This is a genomic window from Aeromonas molluscorum 848 (assembly GCF_000388115.1).
Lineage (GTDB): Bacteria > Pseudomonadota > Gammaproteobacteria > Enterobacterales > Aeromonadaceae > Aeromonas > Aeromonas molluscorum.
In genome coordinates this window covers 1-16,373 of record NZ_AQGQ01000089.1, presented here as the reverse complement: position 1 = coordinate 16,373, position 16,373 = coordinate 1, and the positions used below count along the sequence as shown (strand labels likewise).

The 16,373-nt window shown below is 57.6% G+C and carries 15 protein-coding genes and 1 pseudogene; 13 read left to right on the top strand and 3 right to left on the bottom strand.

Going from position 1 to position 16,373, the window contains the following annotated elements; genetic code table 11:
* The 3 genes from G113_RS12595 to G113_RS12585 form a co-directional block, all read left to right on the top strand.
* A partial coding sequence (locus G113_RS12595) for a sensor histidine kinase (protein ID WP_005903002.1) occupies window positions 1–546 on the top strand: 546 nt, incomplete at its 5' end.
* 70 nt (window positions 547–616) lie between these two features.
* Entirely contained in the window at window positions 617–1,321 is a 705-nt protein-coding gene (gene btsR, locus G113_RS12590) for a two-component system response regulator BtsR (RefSeq protein WP_005903000.1), read from the top strand.
* A 259-nt stretch (window positions 1,322–1,580) separates the two neighbouring features.
* Complete coding sequence (locus G113_RS12585) at window positions 1,581–3,002, top strand: carbon starvation CstA family protein (protein ID WP_005902998.1); 1,422 nt, start codon at window positions 1,581–1,583, stop codon at window positions 3,000–3,002.
* A gap of 90 nt (window positions 3,003–3,092) precedes the next feature.
* Here G113_RS12585 and G113_RS12580 read toward each other — a convergent pair whose 3' ends face one another.
* Window positions 3,093–4,760, bottom strand: a complete 1,668-nt coding sequence (locus G113_RS12580; protein ID WP_005902996.1) for a mechanosensitive ion channel family protein — start codon at window positions 4,758–4,760, stop codon at window positions 3,093–3,095.
* Between the two features lie 202 nt (window positions 4,761–4,962).
* On the opposite strand from G113_RS12580, the gene G113_RS12575 reads away from it, so the two are divergent.
* From G113_RS12575 to G113_RS12555, 5 genes are all read left to right on the top strand, one after another.
* The gene (locus tag G113_RS12575) at window positions 4,963–5,295 is read left to right on the top strand and encodes a DUF3302 domain-containing protein (protein ID WP_005902993.1); all 333 of its coding nucleotides are present in this window, start codon (window positions 4,963–4,965) and stop codon (window positions 5,293–5,295) included.
* A 6-nt stretch (window positions 5,296–5,301) separates the two neighbouring features.
* A complete protein-coding gene (locus G113_RS12570; RefSeq protein WP_005902991.1) occupies window positions 5,302–6,339 on the top strand; it encodes an HlyD family secretion protein in 1,038 nt (345 codons plus the stop codon).
* Between the two features lie 101 nt (window positions 6,340–6,440).
* On the top strand, window positions 6,441–8,249 hold the full coding sequence (locus G113_RS12565; RefSeq protein ID WP_005902989.1) for a DEAD/DEAH box helicase: 1,809 nt from the start codon (window positions 6,441–6,443) through the stop codon (window positions 8,247–8,249).
* Window positions 8,250–8,342: 93 nt separating this feature from the next.
* Entirely contained in the window at window positions 8,343–9,779 is a 1,437-nt protein-coding gene (dacB, locus tag G113_RS12560; RefSeq protein WP_005902987.1) for a D-alanyl-D-alanine carboxypeptidase/D-alanyl-D-alanine endopeptidase, read from the top strand.
* Window positions 9,780–9,925: 146 nt separating this feature from the next.
* Entirely contained in the window at window positions 9,926–10,189 is a 264-nt protein-coding gene (locus G113_RS12555; RefSeq protein WP_005902985.1) for a GrxA family glutaredoxin, read from the top strand.
* 40 nt (window positions 10,190–10,229) lie between these two features.
* Here the strand turns inward: G113_RS12555 and G113_RS12550 are convergent, their stop codons facing one another.
* Window positions 10,230–10,487: a DUF1653 domain-containing protein gene (locus G113_RS12550; protein ID WP_005902983.1), complete on the bottom strand. Its 258-nt coding sequence runs from the start codon at window positions 10,485–10,487 to the stop codon at window positions 10,230–10,232.
* A gap of 372 nt (window positions 10,488–10,859) precedes the next feature.
* Between G113_RS12550 and G113_RS12545 the strand changes: the two genes are divergently transcribed.
* Window positions 10,860–12,074: a pyridoxal phosphate-dependent aminotransferase gene (locus G113_RS12545; RefSeq protein WP_005902980.1), complete on the top strand. Its 1,215-nt coding sequence runs from the start codon at window positions 10,860–10,862 to the stop codon at window positions 12,072–12,074.
* A gap of 163 nt (window positions 12,075–12,237) precedes the next feature.
* Here G113_RS12545 and fabV read toward each other — a convergent pair whose 3' ends face one another.
* Window positions 12,238–13,431 carry an enoyl-ACP reductase FabV gene (gene fabV / locus G113_RS12540; RefSeq protein ID WP_005902978.1) on the bottom strand — a complete coding sequence of 398 codons (1,194 nt, stop codon included), beginning with the start codon at window positions 13,429–13,431 and terminating at the stop codon, window positions 12,238–12,240.
* Window positions 13,432–13,635: 204 nt separating this feature from the next.
* On the opposite strand from fabV, the gene G113_RS21070 reads away from it, so the two are divergent.
* The 4 genes and pseudogenes from G113_RS21070 to G113_RS12530 form a co-directional block, all read left to right on the top strand.
* Window positions 13,636–14,001, top strand: a complete 366-nt coding sequence (locus G113_RS21070; RefSeq protein ID WP_152436037.1) for a hypothetical protein — start codon at window positions 13,636–13,638, stop codon at window positions 13,999–14,001.
* 25 nt (window positions 14,002–14,026) lie between these two features.
* Entirely contained in the window at window positions 14,027–14,272 is a 246-nt protein-coding gene (locus G113_RS21065) for a hypothetical protein (RefSeq protein ID WP_152436036.1), read from the top strand.
* A gap of 138 nt (window positions 14,273–14,410) precedes the next feature.
* A complete protein-coding gene (locus G113_RS22160; protein ID WP_040319192.1) occupies window positions 14,411–15,709 on the top strand; it encodes a methyl-accepting chemotaxis protein in 1,299 nt (432 codons plus the stop codon).
* A 318-nt stretch (window positions 15,710–16,027) separates the two neighbouring features.
* Window positions 16,028–16,373 (top strand): annotated as a pseudogene (locus G113_RS12530) (Rnf-Nqr domain containing protein); the annotation flags it as partial.

Sequence of the window (16,373 nt, the reverse complement as noted above, 5' to 3'; positions counted from 1 at the left end):
AACCCTCACTTCCTGTTCAACACCCTCAACACCATCGGCGCCATCACCCGCCGCAACCCGGAACGGGCCCGCGAGCTGTTGCTGCATCTGTCACGCTTCTTTCGCAACAACCTCAAGCGTCAGAGCGGCCTCGCCACCCTGCAAGAGGAGCAGGAGCACTGCCAATCCTATCTGGAGATAGAGCTGGCCCGCTTTGGCGATCGCCTGACCGTGGTCAACGAGATACCCGAACATCTGTCCCAGCTGCGCCTGCCGAGTTTTACCCTGCAACCTCTCATCGAGAATGCCATCAAACATGGTATCTCCACCCTGCTCGGCGAGGGACAATTGCGCTTGTTGGCTCAGGAACATGAAGGGTGCGTGACCATCAGCATCGAGGACAACGCCGGCTGCTGGCAACCGGGAGCCAATGGCGATGGACTGGGGATGTCCATTGTCGACAAGCGCCTCAAGAGCGCCTTCGGCCCGCAATATGGCATCAGCATTCACTGTGAGCCCGAGCATTGGACCCGGGTCTCGTTCACCTTGCCCAAGGAGGTCACATGAGCCAACATTGCCCCACAGCTGCCCCTGCTTCAATCAGTACCAAGCACAACCCTCTGCGCCAGGAGACAAGATGATCCGCGTTCTCATCGTCGACGATGAACCTTATGCCCGCGACGAGCTGGCCCTGCTGCTCGGCCAAGATGCAGACATCGACCTCTTGGGGCAGGCGGCCAATGCGATAGAGGCTCTTGGCCTCATCAACCGTCTCAAACCTGACGTAGTCTTTCTCGATATTCAGATGCCCAAGCTCAGCGGCATGGAGCTGGTCGCCATGCTCGATCCCCTGCCCCGCATCGTCTTCGTGACGGCTTATGACAGCTACGCTATTCAAGCCTTCGAGGAGCAGGCATTCGACTATCTGCTCAAGCCGGTCGAGCCAGTCAGGCTGCACAAGACCCTGGCCCGACTAAAGCAGGATATGACCCCACAACCCATGGCGGCCCTGGCACCGGCCATCCACCATATTCCCGGCTATCTCCATAACCGGGTGCGACTGCTGCCCATGGCGCAGGTGGAGTACGCCTTCTCGGATCTGGGCGGGGTACATGTGGCCTGTCAGGGTGAGCTGTTCCACACCCAGCTCACCCTGAAATCCCTGGAAGAGAAGAGCCCGTTGCTGCGCTGCCATCGTCAGTACCTGATCCACCCTGCCGCCATTTTCGAAATAGCCCTGCTCGACAATCAGCTGGCCGAGATAGTCACCCCGAGCGGCGCCCGGGTGCCGGTCAGTCGCCGCTATCTCAAGGCGTTGAAAGACCAGTTTGGTCTCAATTAACCGTCCCCCTCAGCCATGCCAAGAGGCCTTGAATAACCGCTCGCCTTTATTCCCCCTGCCAGCTTGCCTGGGATGCTGGCTTGCTACTCAACCTAGGCTTCAAGCAGACCTTGCCATCAGGCATCAAGCGTGAGACGGATCACAATCCCTCGCCGCTCGGGACGCCAAGACGCCGCTCAGGTTCTTTCACATGAGTTTCACAGCCTGGCCACCTAGACTCCCCAACGCACACCACAATAACAAATGATGGAGCGTTACAATGGTCTGGTTCTTCCTCTGTGTCGGCCTGCTCGTCGCCGGCTATTTCACTTACGGTAAACTCATCGAACGGATTTTCGGCCCCAAACCCGAGCTGAAAACCCCGGCCATCACCATGGCCGATGGCGTGGACTATGTCCCCATGTCCGACAAGAAGATTTACCTGGTTCAGCTGCTCAACATCGCCGGGGTCGGCCCCATCTTCGGCCCCATACTCGGCGCGCTCTATGGCCCGGTCGCCATGCTGTGGATAGTGTTCGGCTGCATCTTCGCCGGTGCGGTACACGACTACTTCTCGGGCATGCTCTCGGTCCGGGCCAAAGGCGCTTCTGTCCCGACAGTGGTCGGTGAGCATCTGGGCACCGTGGCCAAACACTTCATGAACCTGTTCGCCGTCATCTTGCTGATGCTGGTCGGCGTGGTCTTCGTGCTGAGTCCGGCCGGTCTGCTCTCCAGCCTGACTCACATCGAGATGGTCTACTGGATCGCGGCCATTTTTGCCTATTACATACTCGCGACCATAGTGCCCATCGACAAGATCATCGGTCGCTTCTACCCCATCTTTGGCGCCCTGCTGGTATTCATGTCCGTCGGTCTGGTCATCGGCCTCATGGTATCTGGCAAGGGTTTCTACAACACAGGGATGGACTTCTCCAACCTGCACCCCACCGACTTGCCGCTCTGGCCGCTGCTGTTCATCACCATCGCCTGTGGTGCCGTCTCGGGTTTTCACGCTACTCAATCCCCGCTGATGGCGCGCTGCATGCAAAATGAGAAGTCCGGTCGCTTCATCTTCTACGGCGCCATGATAGGTGAAGGCGTCATCGCGCTGATCTGGTGCACTCTGGGTCTCTCCTTCTACGAGAGCACGGACGCCCTGAACGCGACCCTGGCCAGCGGTGGCCCCTCTGCCGTGGTCCACGAAGTCTCCACCGGCCTGCTTGGCACCGTCGGTGGCATACTCGCCATCCTCGGCGTGGTGATCCTGCCCATCACCTCCGGCGACACCGCGTTTCGCAGTGCCCGCCTGATAGTGGCGGACTTCCTCAACATGACCCAGAAGCCCATCGTCAAGCGTCTGCTGATCGCCATCCCCATGTTTGTTCTGGGTTACATCATCTCCAAAGCGGAGTTCGGTGTGATCTGGCGCTACTTCGGCTGGGCCAACCAGACCACAGCGGTGATCATGCTGTGGGCCGCTGCCGCCTACCTCGCCAAGGAGGGCAAGTTCCATTGGATTTGCACCATACCGGCCATGTTCATGACCGCCGTGGTCATCACCTATCTGGCCAATGCCCCCATCGGCTTTGGCATGGAGATGCAGATCTCCACCATCATAGGATTGGTTGCCACCGCCCTGCTGACCCTGGCCTTCCTAATCAAATTCAGGCCAGTCCAGATCAGCGAAGTAAAGGAGACCTGACCTCCTCACCTGCCCTGCAATAACAAAAGGCCCGGCATCGCTGCCGGGCCTTTTCATTTGTAACGCCCCGTGAGGCGCGACGCCCATGGCTCAGTTGCCAGGCTCCTGGCCCTTGGGCGCTTCTGCCGGCGCCTGGTACCACTGCTCCCTGGCCACCAGCACCGCTTGCTCGGGCTGGGCAATGAAATTGGGGGACATGATCTGCACACCAAACTCATTGAACACATCCTGGATGTGGCCATGGAGCTCGGTCTTGACCACGGCGGGCAGCAACCCCGCCTTCATACGCACCTGCAACTCGTACTCCACATACCAGTCCTGCAAGTTGAGCTGACGTACCAAGGGGGCTTCTTCCTGATTGAGCCGCTCACAGCGCCGGGCCGCCAGCTCCAGCATGGCATGCACCTGACGCCAGGGGGTGTCATAACCTATGGTCACCTTGGTGAGCAGGGCCACCCCCTTCTCCCCGGCAAGGCGGGTGAGATTGACCACCTTGCCGCCCACGACCACGGCGTTGGGCAGGGTTACCTCGTGATCCTGGCGCGTCACCAGCTTGGTCGAAAGGGCGCTGAGTTCGGTCACCATCCCTTCCACTTCTCCTATCTGCACCAGATCACCTGGACGCAGGGCGCGGGAATAGATGAGCACCAGGCCACTCATGGCGTGGTTCATGATCCCCGCCGATCCCAGGGTCACCATGAGGCCGAAGAAGACACTCACCCCCTTGAAGGCGTCCGAATTGGCGCCGGGCAGATAGGGGTAGGCCACCGTCAGGGCAAACAGCCAGATCACCACGGAGAGCAGGCGGCGAGTCGCGCCCACCGTCTCGGCATGCAGCCCCTGCATCCGCAACTGACCGCGTTCGACACGATCAAAGATGATGGCCAGCATGCGAATGAAGACCCGGGTCATGACGAAGATCAGCATCACTGTCACTAACCCGGGCATGGCGGCCATGATGCCATCCAGCATATCGGCACACAGAGAAAACAGGGAGCTGCCGAGCCGATCGCTCCAGGCCCGAGTTTGGGGGAAGAGGCCCAGCACATAGGTGAGCCAGCCATAAGTGAACATGGACACCAACAGCAGACTGACCAGGCCCAGTATTCTCACCTCGACATTGCCCGCGACCTGGCGCCATTGGTGAGGGATCAGCCCTTTTTGCAACAGCAGGCGGTTGGCGAGCCACTTCCTGACTCGGCGATGGCACCATTGCAGCAACCAAATTGCGCCAAAGAACACCAGACTTGCCAACAGGGCCTTGCCTGTGGCCTTTAGCAGATAGGGCGTGGAATGCAGCTCCAGATACTTGAGCCTCACCTCTTCCAACCGTCCCTGTACGCGATCGGCCGCTTGATCCAGAGTCAGTTCATCGAGGTCGTCCAGATCCTTGTCCACCAGCATCAGGACGCGCTTGCCGTTGACCAAGAACTCCCGGGTGTCATAACCGAGTCGCTGACTCGCAACGACGGTAATGGGGGTCTGCAAATCGTCCGCACTCATGGTGTCGAGACGCTCATGAACCCAACGCACCCGATCGGCGCCATCCAGACTCCCCAGCTTGGCCTGGAACATGACGATGGGCTCATGGAGCAGCACCAGGGTCCGAGCCAGCTCTTGTTCCGTGGGCTCTCGCCTGGGCTCTGCCGCCCAGCCTACTCGCACCAACAACAGGCAAGTCAGCAGCAAACCGGTCAACCACAGACTCATTTTGCACAGTATCTTCATCGCGCCCCCATCTTCCTGTTTCTCATGCATCCGAATCCATTTCTTGTTTGATTTTACAGAAAAAAACGATTCTGCGTGATTAATAACCTACCAATGAACCTAAGCTGTACCAGTATATTGACTCCGCTCTATGCAGTCTTGCGCCGCGGTAATATGCTGTCATCATGTGCCGCTGACACTGTGGATGCGAGATGAGAGTGTCACCTCGCAATTTAGATGGGAGAAGTTGAAGATGCTTGATTACATTGCCTTGGGGATCTTGGTATTCGTCGTCTTGGTCATGTTCTATGGAATTATCATTATTCACGACATTCCTTATGAAATAGCCAAACACCGCCAGCACCCACATCAGGATGCCATTCACGTGGCGGGTTGGGTCAGTCTGTTCACATTGCATGTGCTTTGGCCATTCCTGTGGATCTGGGCCACGCTCTATCGCCCGGATCGGGGCTGGGGATTCAATCAACGTTTGCAAAAGGACGAAGAGGACATCTCCACGCTCAAGCAAGAACTTGCCGCTTTGCAAGCCCGTATGGCCACGCTCGAACAGACCGAAAACAGGTAATCACTCATGGATTTGCTACTTATTCTTACCTACACGGCCATCTGCGTCGGGATTTTCAAGGTATTCAAGATCCCGCTCAACAAGTGGACTGTGCCAACGGCCGTGCTGGGCGGTATCTTCATCATAGGGGCGCTCATCGTACTGATGAATTACAACCACCCCTATTCGGAGTTGTCACGCAACTACTACGTCTCCACCCCCATAGTGCCTCTGGTCAAGGGACGCGTCAGCGAAGTGGCCGTCAAACCCAATCAGAAGGTGAAAAAGGGCGATGTGCTGTTTCGGATAGAGGCCGAACCCTTCGAACAGAAGGTCGCAAGTCTGACGGCCCGCCTGCTCTCCAACCAGGATTATCTCAAAGCGCTTGATGCCAGGCTGCGTTCTGCCAGCCTGGATCGTGATCGGGCACGGGAGCTTTTGCGTCGGGGTATTGGCAAGCAGCGGGACCTCGATGTAACGCAAGCCAACGTGGATGACATCGGCGCCCAGCAAGATCAGCAAAAAGCAACCATCGATGATCTGCAGGCGCAGCTCAATGAGGCCAAATATACGCTGGAACAGACCGTCGTTTATGCCCCCAGCGACGGACATGTCGTACAACTCGCGCTGCGCCCCGGCATGATAGCGACCCCCTACCTCTACCGCCCCGTGATGACATTCATCCACGAGGATGACAGCTCCTATGTGGGCTGGTTCTGGCAAAACAGTATGCAGCGCCTGAAAGTGGGCGATAAGGCTGAAGTGGTGCTCGATGGTATCCCAGGCAGAATATTCCAGGGTGAAGTGGAAGCCGTGATCCCCGCTATCGCATCGGGCAACGTGCAAGCCAATGCCGGTTTGCTGGATCAAAGCTCAGCGCAAGTGCCGGGCCGCCTGCCAATTATCATCAAGATCACCGACCCCGATTGGCAGAATTATCAGGTGATTGCGGGCTCCAGCGGTCAAGCCGCCATCTATACCGAACATGTTCACCATGTGGCCATCATGCGCAAAGTACTGATGCGCATGGCAAGCTGGCTCAACTACCTGTTCCCCTTCCATTGATCTTCCCAAGCGGGCCAGTCTGACTGGCCCGCTGTCATTTGTGCCCAGGCCCTCCCCTCCCTATAATGCCCGCCAGCCCTTTATCAGCCAGCGTCCCTATCATGTTCGTGCTAAGGCCCTACCAGACAGACGCCGTCAACGCCGTCATCCAGCATTTTCGCAAACACCCGGATCCCGCCGTGGTAGTACTGCCCACCGGAGCCGGCAAGAGTCTGGTGATTGCAGAGCTGGCCCGCAAAGCCAGGGGGCGGGTTCTGGTGCTCGCCCACGTCAAGGAGCTGGTGGAACAAAACCACGGCAAATATGAGTCCTGGGGACTGACGGCAGACATCTTCGCCGCCGGGCTGGATCGCAAGGATGCCAAAGCCCAGGTGGTATTTGGCTCAGTACAATCTGTGGCGCGCAATCTGACCGCCTTTGAACCCGCAGCGCCAGCGGCCTCCTCCCCGGTAGAGACAGCCAGTGCTACGGGGGGCTTCTCCCTGCTCATCATCGACGAGTGCCATCGGGTATCACTGGATGATGAGAGCCAATACCATCAGGTGATCGACCATCTTAAAATCGCCAATCCGGCCCTCAAGATCCTCGGGCTCACCGCCACCCCCTACCGACTGGGGTTGGGCTGGATTTACCGGCGCCACTATCACGGCATGGTGCGCAGTCAGGGTGAGCGGCTGTTTGGCGACTGCGTGTTCGAATTGCCGCTGCGCTTCATGGTAAAAAACGGTTACCTGACTCCGCCGCTGCTGGTCGATGCCCCCATAGTCCATTATGACTTCAGCCAACTGGTGCCCCGGGGAAATGGCCTGTTCAGCGAGGCGGATCTCAATGGCGAACTCAAGCGCCAGCAACGGGTCACTCCTCACATCATCAATCAGGTACTGGAGTACGCAAAAGATCGCCAGGGCGTGATGGTCTTTGCCGCCACCGTCGAACATGCCCGGGAGATCCAGGGCCTGCTTGCTGCAAAGGCACAGCACGCGGCCCTGATCACCGGCGAAACCCCGGGCCCTGAGCGCGATGCCCTCATTCATGGCTTCAAGGCCCGCGACATCAAGTTCCTGGTCAACGTCTCCGTACTCACCACAGGTTTCGACGCCCCTCATGTCGATCTCATCGTCATGCTGCGCCCCACCGAATCTGTCTCGCTCTATCAGCAGATAGTCGGGCGCGGCCTGCGCCTCTCCCCCGGCAAGACGGATTGCCTGGTACTCGATTACGCTGGCAACAACTTCAACCTGTTCGCCCCAGAGGTGGGAGAGCCCAGGCCCCATGCCGGTACCGAACCTGTGCAAGTGCCCTGCCCCGCCTGCGGTTTTGCCAACACCTTCTGGGGCAAGACGGATGAGGATGGCAAGGTGATAGAGCACTATGGCCGACGCTGCCAGGGCTTTTTCGAAGACGAGGAGGGCGCGCGGGAAGAGTGCGACTACCGCTTTCGCGCCAAGATCTGTCCCGGTTGTGGCAGCGAGAACGACATCGCGGCCCGCCGCTGCCACGAGTGTGACCAACTGCTGGTCGACCCAGATGACAAGCTCAAAGCCGCCCTCAATCTCAAGGACTGTATGGTGATCCGCGCCGCCGGGCTGACCCTGGCCGCAGGCCGTGGCAAACAGGGGGAGCGGCTGGAGGTGACCTATCACGATGAGGATGGTTTGACCCTGATGGAGTATTTTTCTTTCCACAGCCCAGGGGCACGACGCTTGTTTCAACGGGCCTTTGTGCGTCATCATTGGCGCGCTCCGGGCCTTGAGCCCGAATTCACCACCCTGGATAGCGTCCTTGCGGCACAGGCCCAGTTTCGTCATCCCGATTTTGTCATCGCGCGCAAGTCTGGACGCTTCTGGCAGGTGAAAGAGAAAATTTTTGATTATGACGGCCGGTATCGCACCGCCAATGACCTTGGCTAACGTCAGACCGACTGGCAGATAAAAGATGAAAATGTTTCGATTCTGAGGAACGGTACCGCATCGCCGACATCCTCGGCTAACACAGAGGTTTTTATGCAGCGGTTTTTGATAGGTTTTTGTGCTTTCGTTTCCCTGGCGGCCCAGGCTGCCACGCTGACCCCGCCCCAGGGGGGCCAATATGCCGTGATAGTGCAGGGCAACAATGGCGTCGAGTACGCTCGCCACGCCGATGACATGATAGCCCCGGCCTCCACCATGAAAGTGCTGACGGCCCTGGCGGCCCGACTCGAGCTGGGCGCCGATTTTCGCTTCGCGACCGAGATCCAGGTCAAGCCGGGCAGCAAACAGGGGGATCTCATCAATGGCGACCTCTGGATCAACTTCGTCGGTGACCCCACCCTGTCGCGCATGGATCTGCTCGCCCTGTTCAAGCAGCTTGGCGTCACCCGCATCAAGGGTAATGTCCATGTCAATACCGGGGCCTACAACGGCTATGAACGCGGCAACGGCTGGTCCTGGGGGGATCAGACCCTCTGCTTCGCCGCCCCCGTCTCTGCGGTCATTATCGACAAGAACTGTGCTTATGGCACAGTCAGCGCCACCCAGATAGGCGGGCCTGCCACGGGCCATGTCGCCACCGGGGTGCCCATCAGCATCAGCGCCGACAATGTGGACGTGATGACGTATGGGGATATGGCGCGCCAGTTCTGCGCCCTGGAAGTTGATATGGCCAAGGGGAATCATTACGAACTCAAGGGCTGCATCACCCCGAACAAGGAGCCCCAGGGGCTGCGTTTTGCCATCCACGATGTGGAAGCCTGGGGCTGGGACAACATTCGTTGGGCCATGGACAGGGCCGGGGTCAAGCATGACGGCCTGCTGCGCGTGACCCACAAAGCGCCAGAGGGCGCCGAGACGCTGGCGACCCACTATTCAGCCCCGCTGCCGGTCATGCTGGCCAAGATGCTGAAGAAATCCGACAACACCTATGCCGATACCTTCCTCAAAACCGTGGGACGCCACTACTACAACAAGCCGGGCAGCTATCGCAGCGGTACCATGGCGGTGCGCGCCATCCTGACCAAACAGGGCATAGACTTGGGCAATGCGACCCTGGCCGACGGCTCTGGCCTATCAGCTCACAACCTCATCAGCGCCCGTCAGATGTTGTCAGTGCTGAACTTTATCCAGCGCAACGATGCCCAGCTCGGATTTATCAAGCTACTGCCCAGCTCCCAGGTTGACGGCACTCTGGCGTGGCGGCGCAGCGTCACCGCCCCCATGATGAAGAACAAGGTGCATGCCAAGACAGGCACCATCACCGGCACCTCAAATCTAGCCGGTTTCATCGATACCGCCGGGGGACAGCGCAAAGCCTTTGTGGTATTCCAGCGTGGCCTATCCCAGGATCCCGCCACCCATGAGCGCTATCGCGCCAGCAAGGCGCCCTGGCCATGGACCGTCTTTGAGAAAGGCATACTGGAAGGTATCTACCAGCAGCAGCCACTTCAGATCGTCGATCGTCCATGAACGGCGAATGTCACCGTGCCAACAGAGCAGGCCTTATCGAACAAGGCGAACGCAGGCATCGACAATTTCCACTTTGACTGACCCAGGGGCACCGCTATGCTGTGCCCTGTCCCATATCAATGCCCTCGTATCAACGGAGAGAGAAGATGTTTGTAGAAATTTATGGTCGTCCCGGTTGCCCCTACTGTGTGCGCGCCAAGATGCTGGCCGAGCAGTTGCGCGAGGAGCGAGACGATTTTGACTTCAAATATGTCGATATCCAGGTAGCTGGGCTCACCAAGGATGATCTGGCCGCCAAGGCGGGTAAACCCGTCACCACAGTTCCGCAAATCTTCCTGGACGAGCAGCATATCGGTGGCTGTACCGATTTCGAAGCATATGCCAGAGCCAATCTCGGCCTCAGTCAGTAAGTTCATGTCGACATGAAAAAGGCGCCTGATGGCGCCTTTTTCATGATTGAGGATCCCGCCCTATGGCTTGGTCCGCCACCGGCGTAAAGCGGCTCACCCGCTGCCCCTCAAGAGTGAGCTGCTCCATAAACATGGCAACGGGGCGGGCATAGACAACCCCATCCTGCTCGGATTGATAGATCACCAGCCGTTCCCGGGTTTCGCTGTGCCAGGCCAGGGTGAGCACGCGATAGTAACCTCCCTTGCAATGACGATAACGACCCGGCGCAGGTAACGGGGTCTGGATTTCCGGTGCCATCTTCTCCTCCTAATTAGGTGCCCGTCTGTGGGGGTTGCCAAGCTCTGCTTGAGAACCTATACGCTGTGATGCCAGCCAGGACCCCAAACGACACTTTCTCATTCAAGCTAATCGTGCCACAAGCAAGGGCTAATTCAACACAGTAAAGGTTGATATGCCACCCTGACACCATCTTTCACTGGCAACATAGAATATTAGCAAACGAAAATGCTAAAAATAACAAACTAGCAACCCTGTTTTAGAGATAAAAATCAGGGAATTATTCTAAAAAGAGGATTGTTCTGGCATTCAATTCTGTGAAGAATAGGGACAAAGATATTTGATTCTAAGAATACCTTTTTCGCCAACGCGTCCCAGGGGATTTCAGTCACTATGCTCACCATCGACAAGTCGCACAAGCTCGACGATGTCTGTTACGACATTCGCGGCCCGGTGCATAAAGAGGCTCGCCGTCTCGAAGACGAAGGCCACCGCATCATCAAGCTCAACATCGGCAACCTGGCTCCATTCGGTTTCGAGGCCCCAGAGGAACTCATCAAGGATGTGATCCTCAACATGCCCCAGAGCCAGGGCTACTGCGATTCCAAAGGACTCTTCTCCGCCCGCAAGGCCGTGATGCAGTACTACCAGCAAAAAGGGATGCGCAAGGTCGATGTCGATGACATTTACATCGGCAACGGCGCGAGCGAGCTCATCGTCATGGCCATGCAGGCCCTGCTCAACAACGGCGACGAGATGCTGGTGCCCTCCCCCGACTACCCGCTGTGGACGGCCGCCGTCACCCTCTCCGGCGGCCATGCGGTGCACTATCGCTGCGATGAAGGGGCCGATTGGTATCCGGATCTGGATGACATCCGTGCCCGCATCACCCCGCGCACCCGCGGCCTGGTGTTGATCAACCCCAACAACCCGACCGGCGCCGTCTACGGCAGCGAGTTCCTGCTGGAGCTTATTGAAATCGCTCGTCAGCACAACCTCATCATCTTCGCCGACGAGATCTACGACAAGATCCTCTACGATGACATCTCCCATACCAGCGTCTGCACCCTGTGCGACGATGTGATGGTGGTGACCTTCAATGGTCTATCCAAGGCTTACCGCGCCTGTGGTTTCCGCCAGGGCTGGATGGTCATCACCGGGCCCAAGGGCCGGGCCAAGGGCTACATAGAAGGGCTGGAGATGCTGGCCTCCATGCGCCTGTGTTCCAACGTCCCCATGCAACATGCCATCCAGGCGGCACTTGGTGGCTACCAGAGCATCAACGAGCTGATCCTGCCGGGCGGACGACTGCGCCGCCAGCGGGACAAGGCTTGGGAGCTATTGAACGAGATCCCCGGCGTCTCCTGCGTCAAGCCCAAGGGGGCACTCTACATGTTCCCGCGCCTCGATCCCAAGGTGTACGACATTCGCGATGACCAGAAGATGGTGTTCGACCTGCTGCAGCAGGAGAAGTTGCTGCTGGTGCAGGGCACCGGCTTCAACTGGCCGGCCCCGGATCACTTCCGGCTGGTGTTCCTGCCGCGAGAGGAGGAGCTGGAAGAGGCCATTGGTCGCCTCGCCCGTTTCTTGAAGAGTTACAAGCAGTAAGTCGGTCAGGCGACTAGCAAAGAAGAGGCTCCCACGGGAGCCTCTTGCATTGATGCTATGCCCCCGCGCAAAAGCAGAGTGCCTGCCCCCTCTGACCGCCCATAGCAAAGGGCCCTGTCTGTAGTAGACAGGGCCCTTTCTCATGACGGTATCTCGAACGGGATTACAGCTCGATCACGTCAAACTTCACGTCAGGATTGACGTCTGCATCGTAATCCACCTCGTCCAGACCGAACCCGAACAGGCGCAGGAACTCCTGCTTGTAGCCGGTGTAATCCGTAAGCTCGGACAGGTTCTCCGTGGTGATGGAAGGCCAGAGATCCCGGCAGGTCTGCTGCACGTCTTCACGCAGTTCCCAGTCATCCATGCGGATGCGAGCCTTGTCATCCAGGGCCAGATCGCCGGTGTAGAGACGGGTGCGCATCAATCTGTCCACCTGCTCCATGCAGCCTTCGTGAATGCCCTTCTCTTTCATGATCTTGAAAGCCATGGAGATATAGAGCGGCATGACCGGAATGGCACTGGATGCCTGGGTCACCACGGATTTGAGCACTGCCACATGGGCGGTGCCGCCCTTGGCCGCCAGATCGCCACGGATAGCGGCCGCAGCGCGGTCCAGATCTTCCTTGGCACGACCCAGGGTGCCATGCCAGTAGATGGGCCAGGTCAGGTCTGTGCCTATGTAGGAGTAAGCCACGGACTTGGCGCCATCGGCCAGCACGCCGGCATCGCGCAGGGCAGCCATCCACAGCTCCCAATCCTGACCGCCCATGACGGTGATGGTGTTCTGGATCTCTTCCTCGTTCGCCGGCTCGACGGTGGCGGTGATGATTTGATCCTTGTTGGTGTCAATGGCGGTGGTGGTGTAGGTCTCGCCGATGGGTTTGAGGGCGGAGCGCACCACTTCACCGGTATCCGGCATCTTGCGCACCGGCGAGGCCAGGGAGTAGACAACCAGATCGATTTGACCCAGTTCGGCTTTGATGAGCTCGATGACCTTGGCGCGGCACTCATGGGAGAAGGCGTCGCCATTGATGCTCTTGGCGTACAGACCCGCCTCTTTGGCCGCCTTGTCGAAGGCGGCGGAGTTGTACCAACCGGCAGAGCCGGTCTTGGTCTCGGAGCTTGGCTTTTCGAAGAAGACACCTATAGTCGCGGCGTCGGAGCCAAAGGCGGTGGCAATGCGTGAGGCCAGACCGTAACCGGTGGAGGCGCCGATCACCAGCACCTTCTTGGGACCATTAGCAATGGCGCCATTGGCTTTCGTGTAGGCAATCTGACGACGAACATTGGCTTCACAACCGACCGGGTGAGTGGTGGTACAGATAAAGCCGCGAACCTTGGGTTTTATTATCATGGGAGGTCTCGACACCGTTAAAGGAATGAAATCGGGACATAAGATACCTCATTGTGACCCCTTATGGTGCTCTGATGTGTTGAACTGCGGGGAAATCCAGCATGATGACGCCAATTTGAGCGATCAGTCTGGCACAGCACCATGAAACCGGGTCCCGCATCATGGATGGGCGGCCTGCGATGCAACCCACAGCTCAAGCGGTAGTTGCATCGTGCGGTGCTGATGGCTTTGGGCGAAGAGACCACCATGACCTCTTCGGCTGCCACTGCCTCTCTGGGCAAGCCGCCACCGTCATCCGTTTTCAACGTGTCTCGCCGGCGATCCCAGCCGAAACTTACCTTCCCCTCTGAATCGCAATCAGCACCAACGGGTGATCAAGGGAGCACCGGACTGGCCTATCGCTTTTCATTCATTATTTCAGACTGGTTCAACGAGGCGTCTGGCAATGGTGCAGTAAATGATGGATTAAGCATGGTGATTAATATTTGCAGCATCATGGGCATGATGCTGCCGGACAATAAACGGGCGCCTTACTCCAGACGACCGACATTAATGTCAGTCCGTTATTAAAGGGGGTGTGAGTAAGGCTTGTCTCTTGTTGATTGAAAACACCTTGGGCATTGAGCATATTCGGCAAACGACGCTTTTTCTGCGCCTGCCAATCCTCACTGTCTTTCAACGCAAATGGCCTCCTCTCCCCTGCATTACCGCTGGCGATGAGCGCCGCGCTCCTGATAAAGCGATGATCATCATCACCCTCTGCCCAGCATCAATGCACACGGCTGCTTACGGGCCATCCCTGCGTCAATCTCAACTGGGTCTCCCCATGCAGGGAGGGTAAATTCAGCTCAACAAATGAATCATTGATTGAATAAAAATAGCGTTTCCAAGCGCAAGATCCTCCACGCATTAATGCTACTGTCTAATCAGTCAACTTAACTGTCGTTGTCTCACTAGGGGTTCATGGAGGAACACTATTATGTTTTGGAAACACACGGACGATCAGGACAGGATTGAAAAAACGGCACGGATGGCCGACCTGGATGCGTTTTCGCAAGCCATCCAATCTCAGGTTCCCTATATCCAGTTCACCCCCGAAGGCATTGTCACCTTCGTCAACGATATGTTTTTGAATATAGTGGGCTTCAATCGGGATGAGGTAATTGGTCAGCATCACAGCGCCCTCTGTTTCCCCGATGATGTGAAGACGCGCGACTATGAGTCTTTGTGGCGAGACCTTCGCAACGGCACCTTTCGCAATGGCCGCTTCATCCGCCAGTCCAAGTCGGGCAAGGCCGTCTGGCTCGAAGCGACCTATTTCCCCATCATGGTCGATGGCAAGGTGGCCAAGGTGGCCAAGGTGGCCTCGGACGTCACTGAGCAGCAATCGTCACTGGAGCGAACCCAAGCCCTGCTGGCCGCGCTGGACAAGTCCTTGGCCGTCATCGATTTCGAGCCCGATGGCACCGTCATCACTGCCAATCAGAATTTCCTCGATTGCTTCGGCTACCGGCTCGAAGAGGTGACAGGCAAGTCTCATCGCCAATTCTGTGATGAGGATTTTTACAAGAAAAACCCCCATTTCTGGCGCGATCTGGGCTCTGGTGACATCAAAACCGGGCTCTTCATGCGCTTTGGCAAACAAGGACAGAAGATCTGGCTCGAGGCCACTTACAACCCCATCTTCAATCACGAGGGCAAGGTGGTCAAAATCATCAAGCTGGCCAGTGACATCACGGAGCGGGTAGAGAAATCCCTCTCCATCAAGGAAGCCGCCCACACTGCCTGCACCATCGCCGGCGAGACGGTGGCCAGCGCCGCCAAGGGTCGCCAGGTGATCGACCAGGTGTTAACCACATCGAACCATATCAACACCTCCGTCAGTGATGTGGCGAGCCAGATTGAACTGCTCAACCAGCAATCGAGAAGCATCGAGGCCATCATCTCCACCATCAGCAGCATCGCGGATCAAACCAATTTATTGGCGCTGAACGCAGCCATAGAGGCGGCACGCGCCGGCGAACAGGGACGCGGTTTTGCCGTGGTCGCCGACGAGGTCCGGCAACTGGCAGCCAGAACCAGCACTTCTACCAGCGAGATAGGGGCCGTTATCAAGCAAAACTCCAGCATTACCGCGCGGATCACCCAGACAGTTGGCGTGGTATCCACCAATGCCATTGCGGGTCAGGAGCAGGCAGGCGTCATTTCGGATGTGATCGAGGAGATCATCAAGGATGCCAATTCGGTCTCAGAAACCGTCAAGAATCTCTCCTTGTAAGAGGTCGTCGTGACCGCGCTGGCGCATCCAGCGACACCTTGAGAGAAGTGAAGCAATCTGGCGCCATCTGGCGGGAGGAGCTCCCTGCCCGATGGCGCCACCGAGCTGAGGCTATCCATATAAACCACACTGCAATGGCCCTGATTGACGCTATCCTGCCTTGTCACCTCTTCACCCCCATACCCGCGCGGTGGTCATCCATGGGGTTTTCAGCGACTCTGGAACGAATTCAATAATAACCCTGCGGGCTTGCGGTTGTTTCTGACCCCCTAACATCAGATAATACCGCCCGCCTTCACAGGGGATAATCCAAATCTGATGACTGAGTACCTGCTTTTACTGATTGGCACCGTGCTGGTGAACAACTTCGTGCTGGTGAAATTTCTCGGCCTCTGCCCCTTCATGGGCGTCTCCGGCAAACTGGAAACCGCCATCGGCATGGGGCTGGCAACCACCTTTGTACTGACTCTGGCCAGCGCCTGCTCCTATCTGGTGGAGCACTACATACTACTGCCACTCTCGGTGGGTTACCTGCGCACCCTCGCCTTTATTCTGGTGATCGCCGTGGTGTGCAATTTACCGAGATGGTGGTGCGCAAGAGCAGCCCGACCCTCTACCGACTGCTCGGCATCTTCCTGCCGCTCATTACCACCAACTGCGCCGT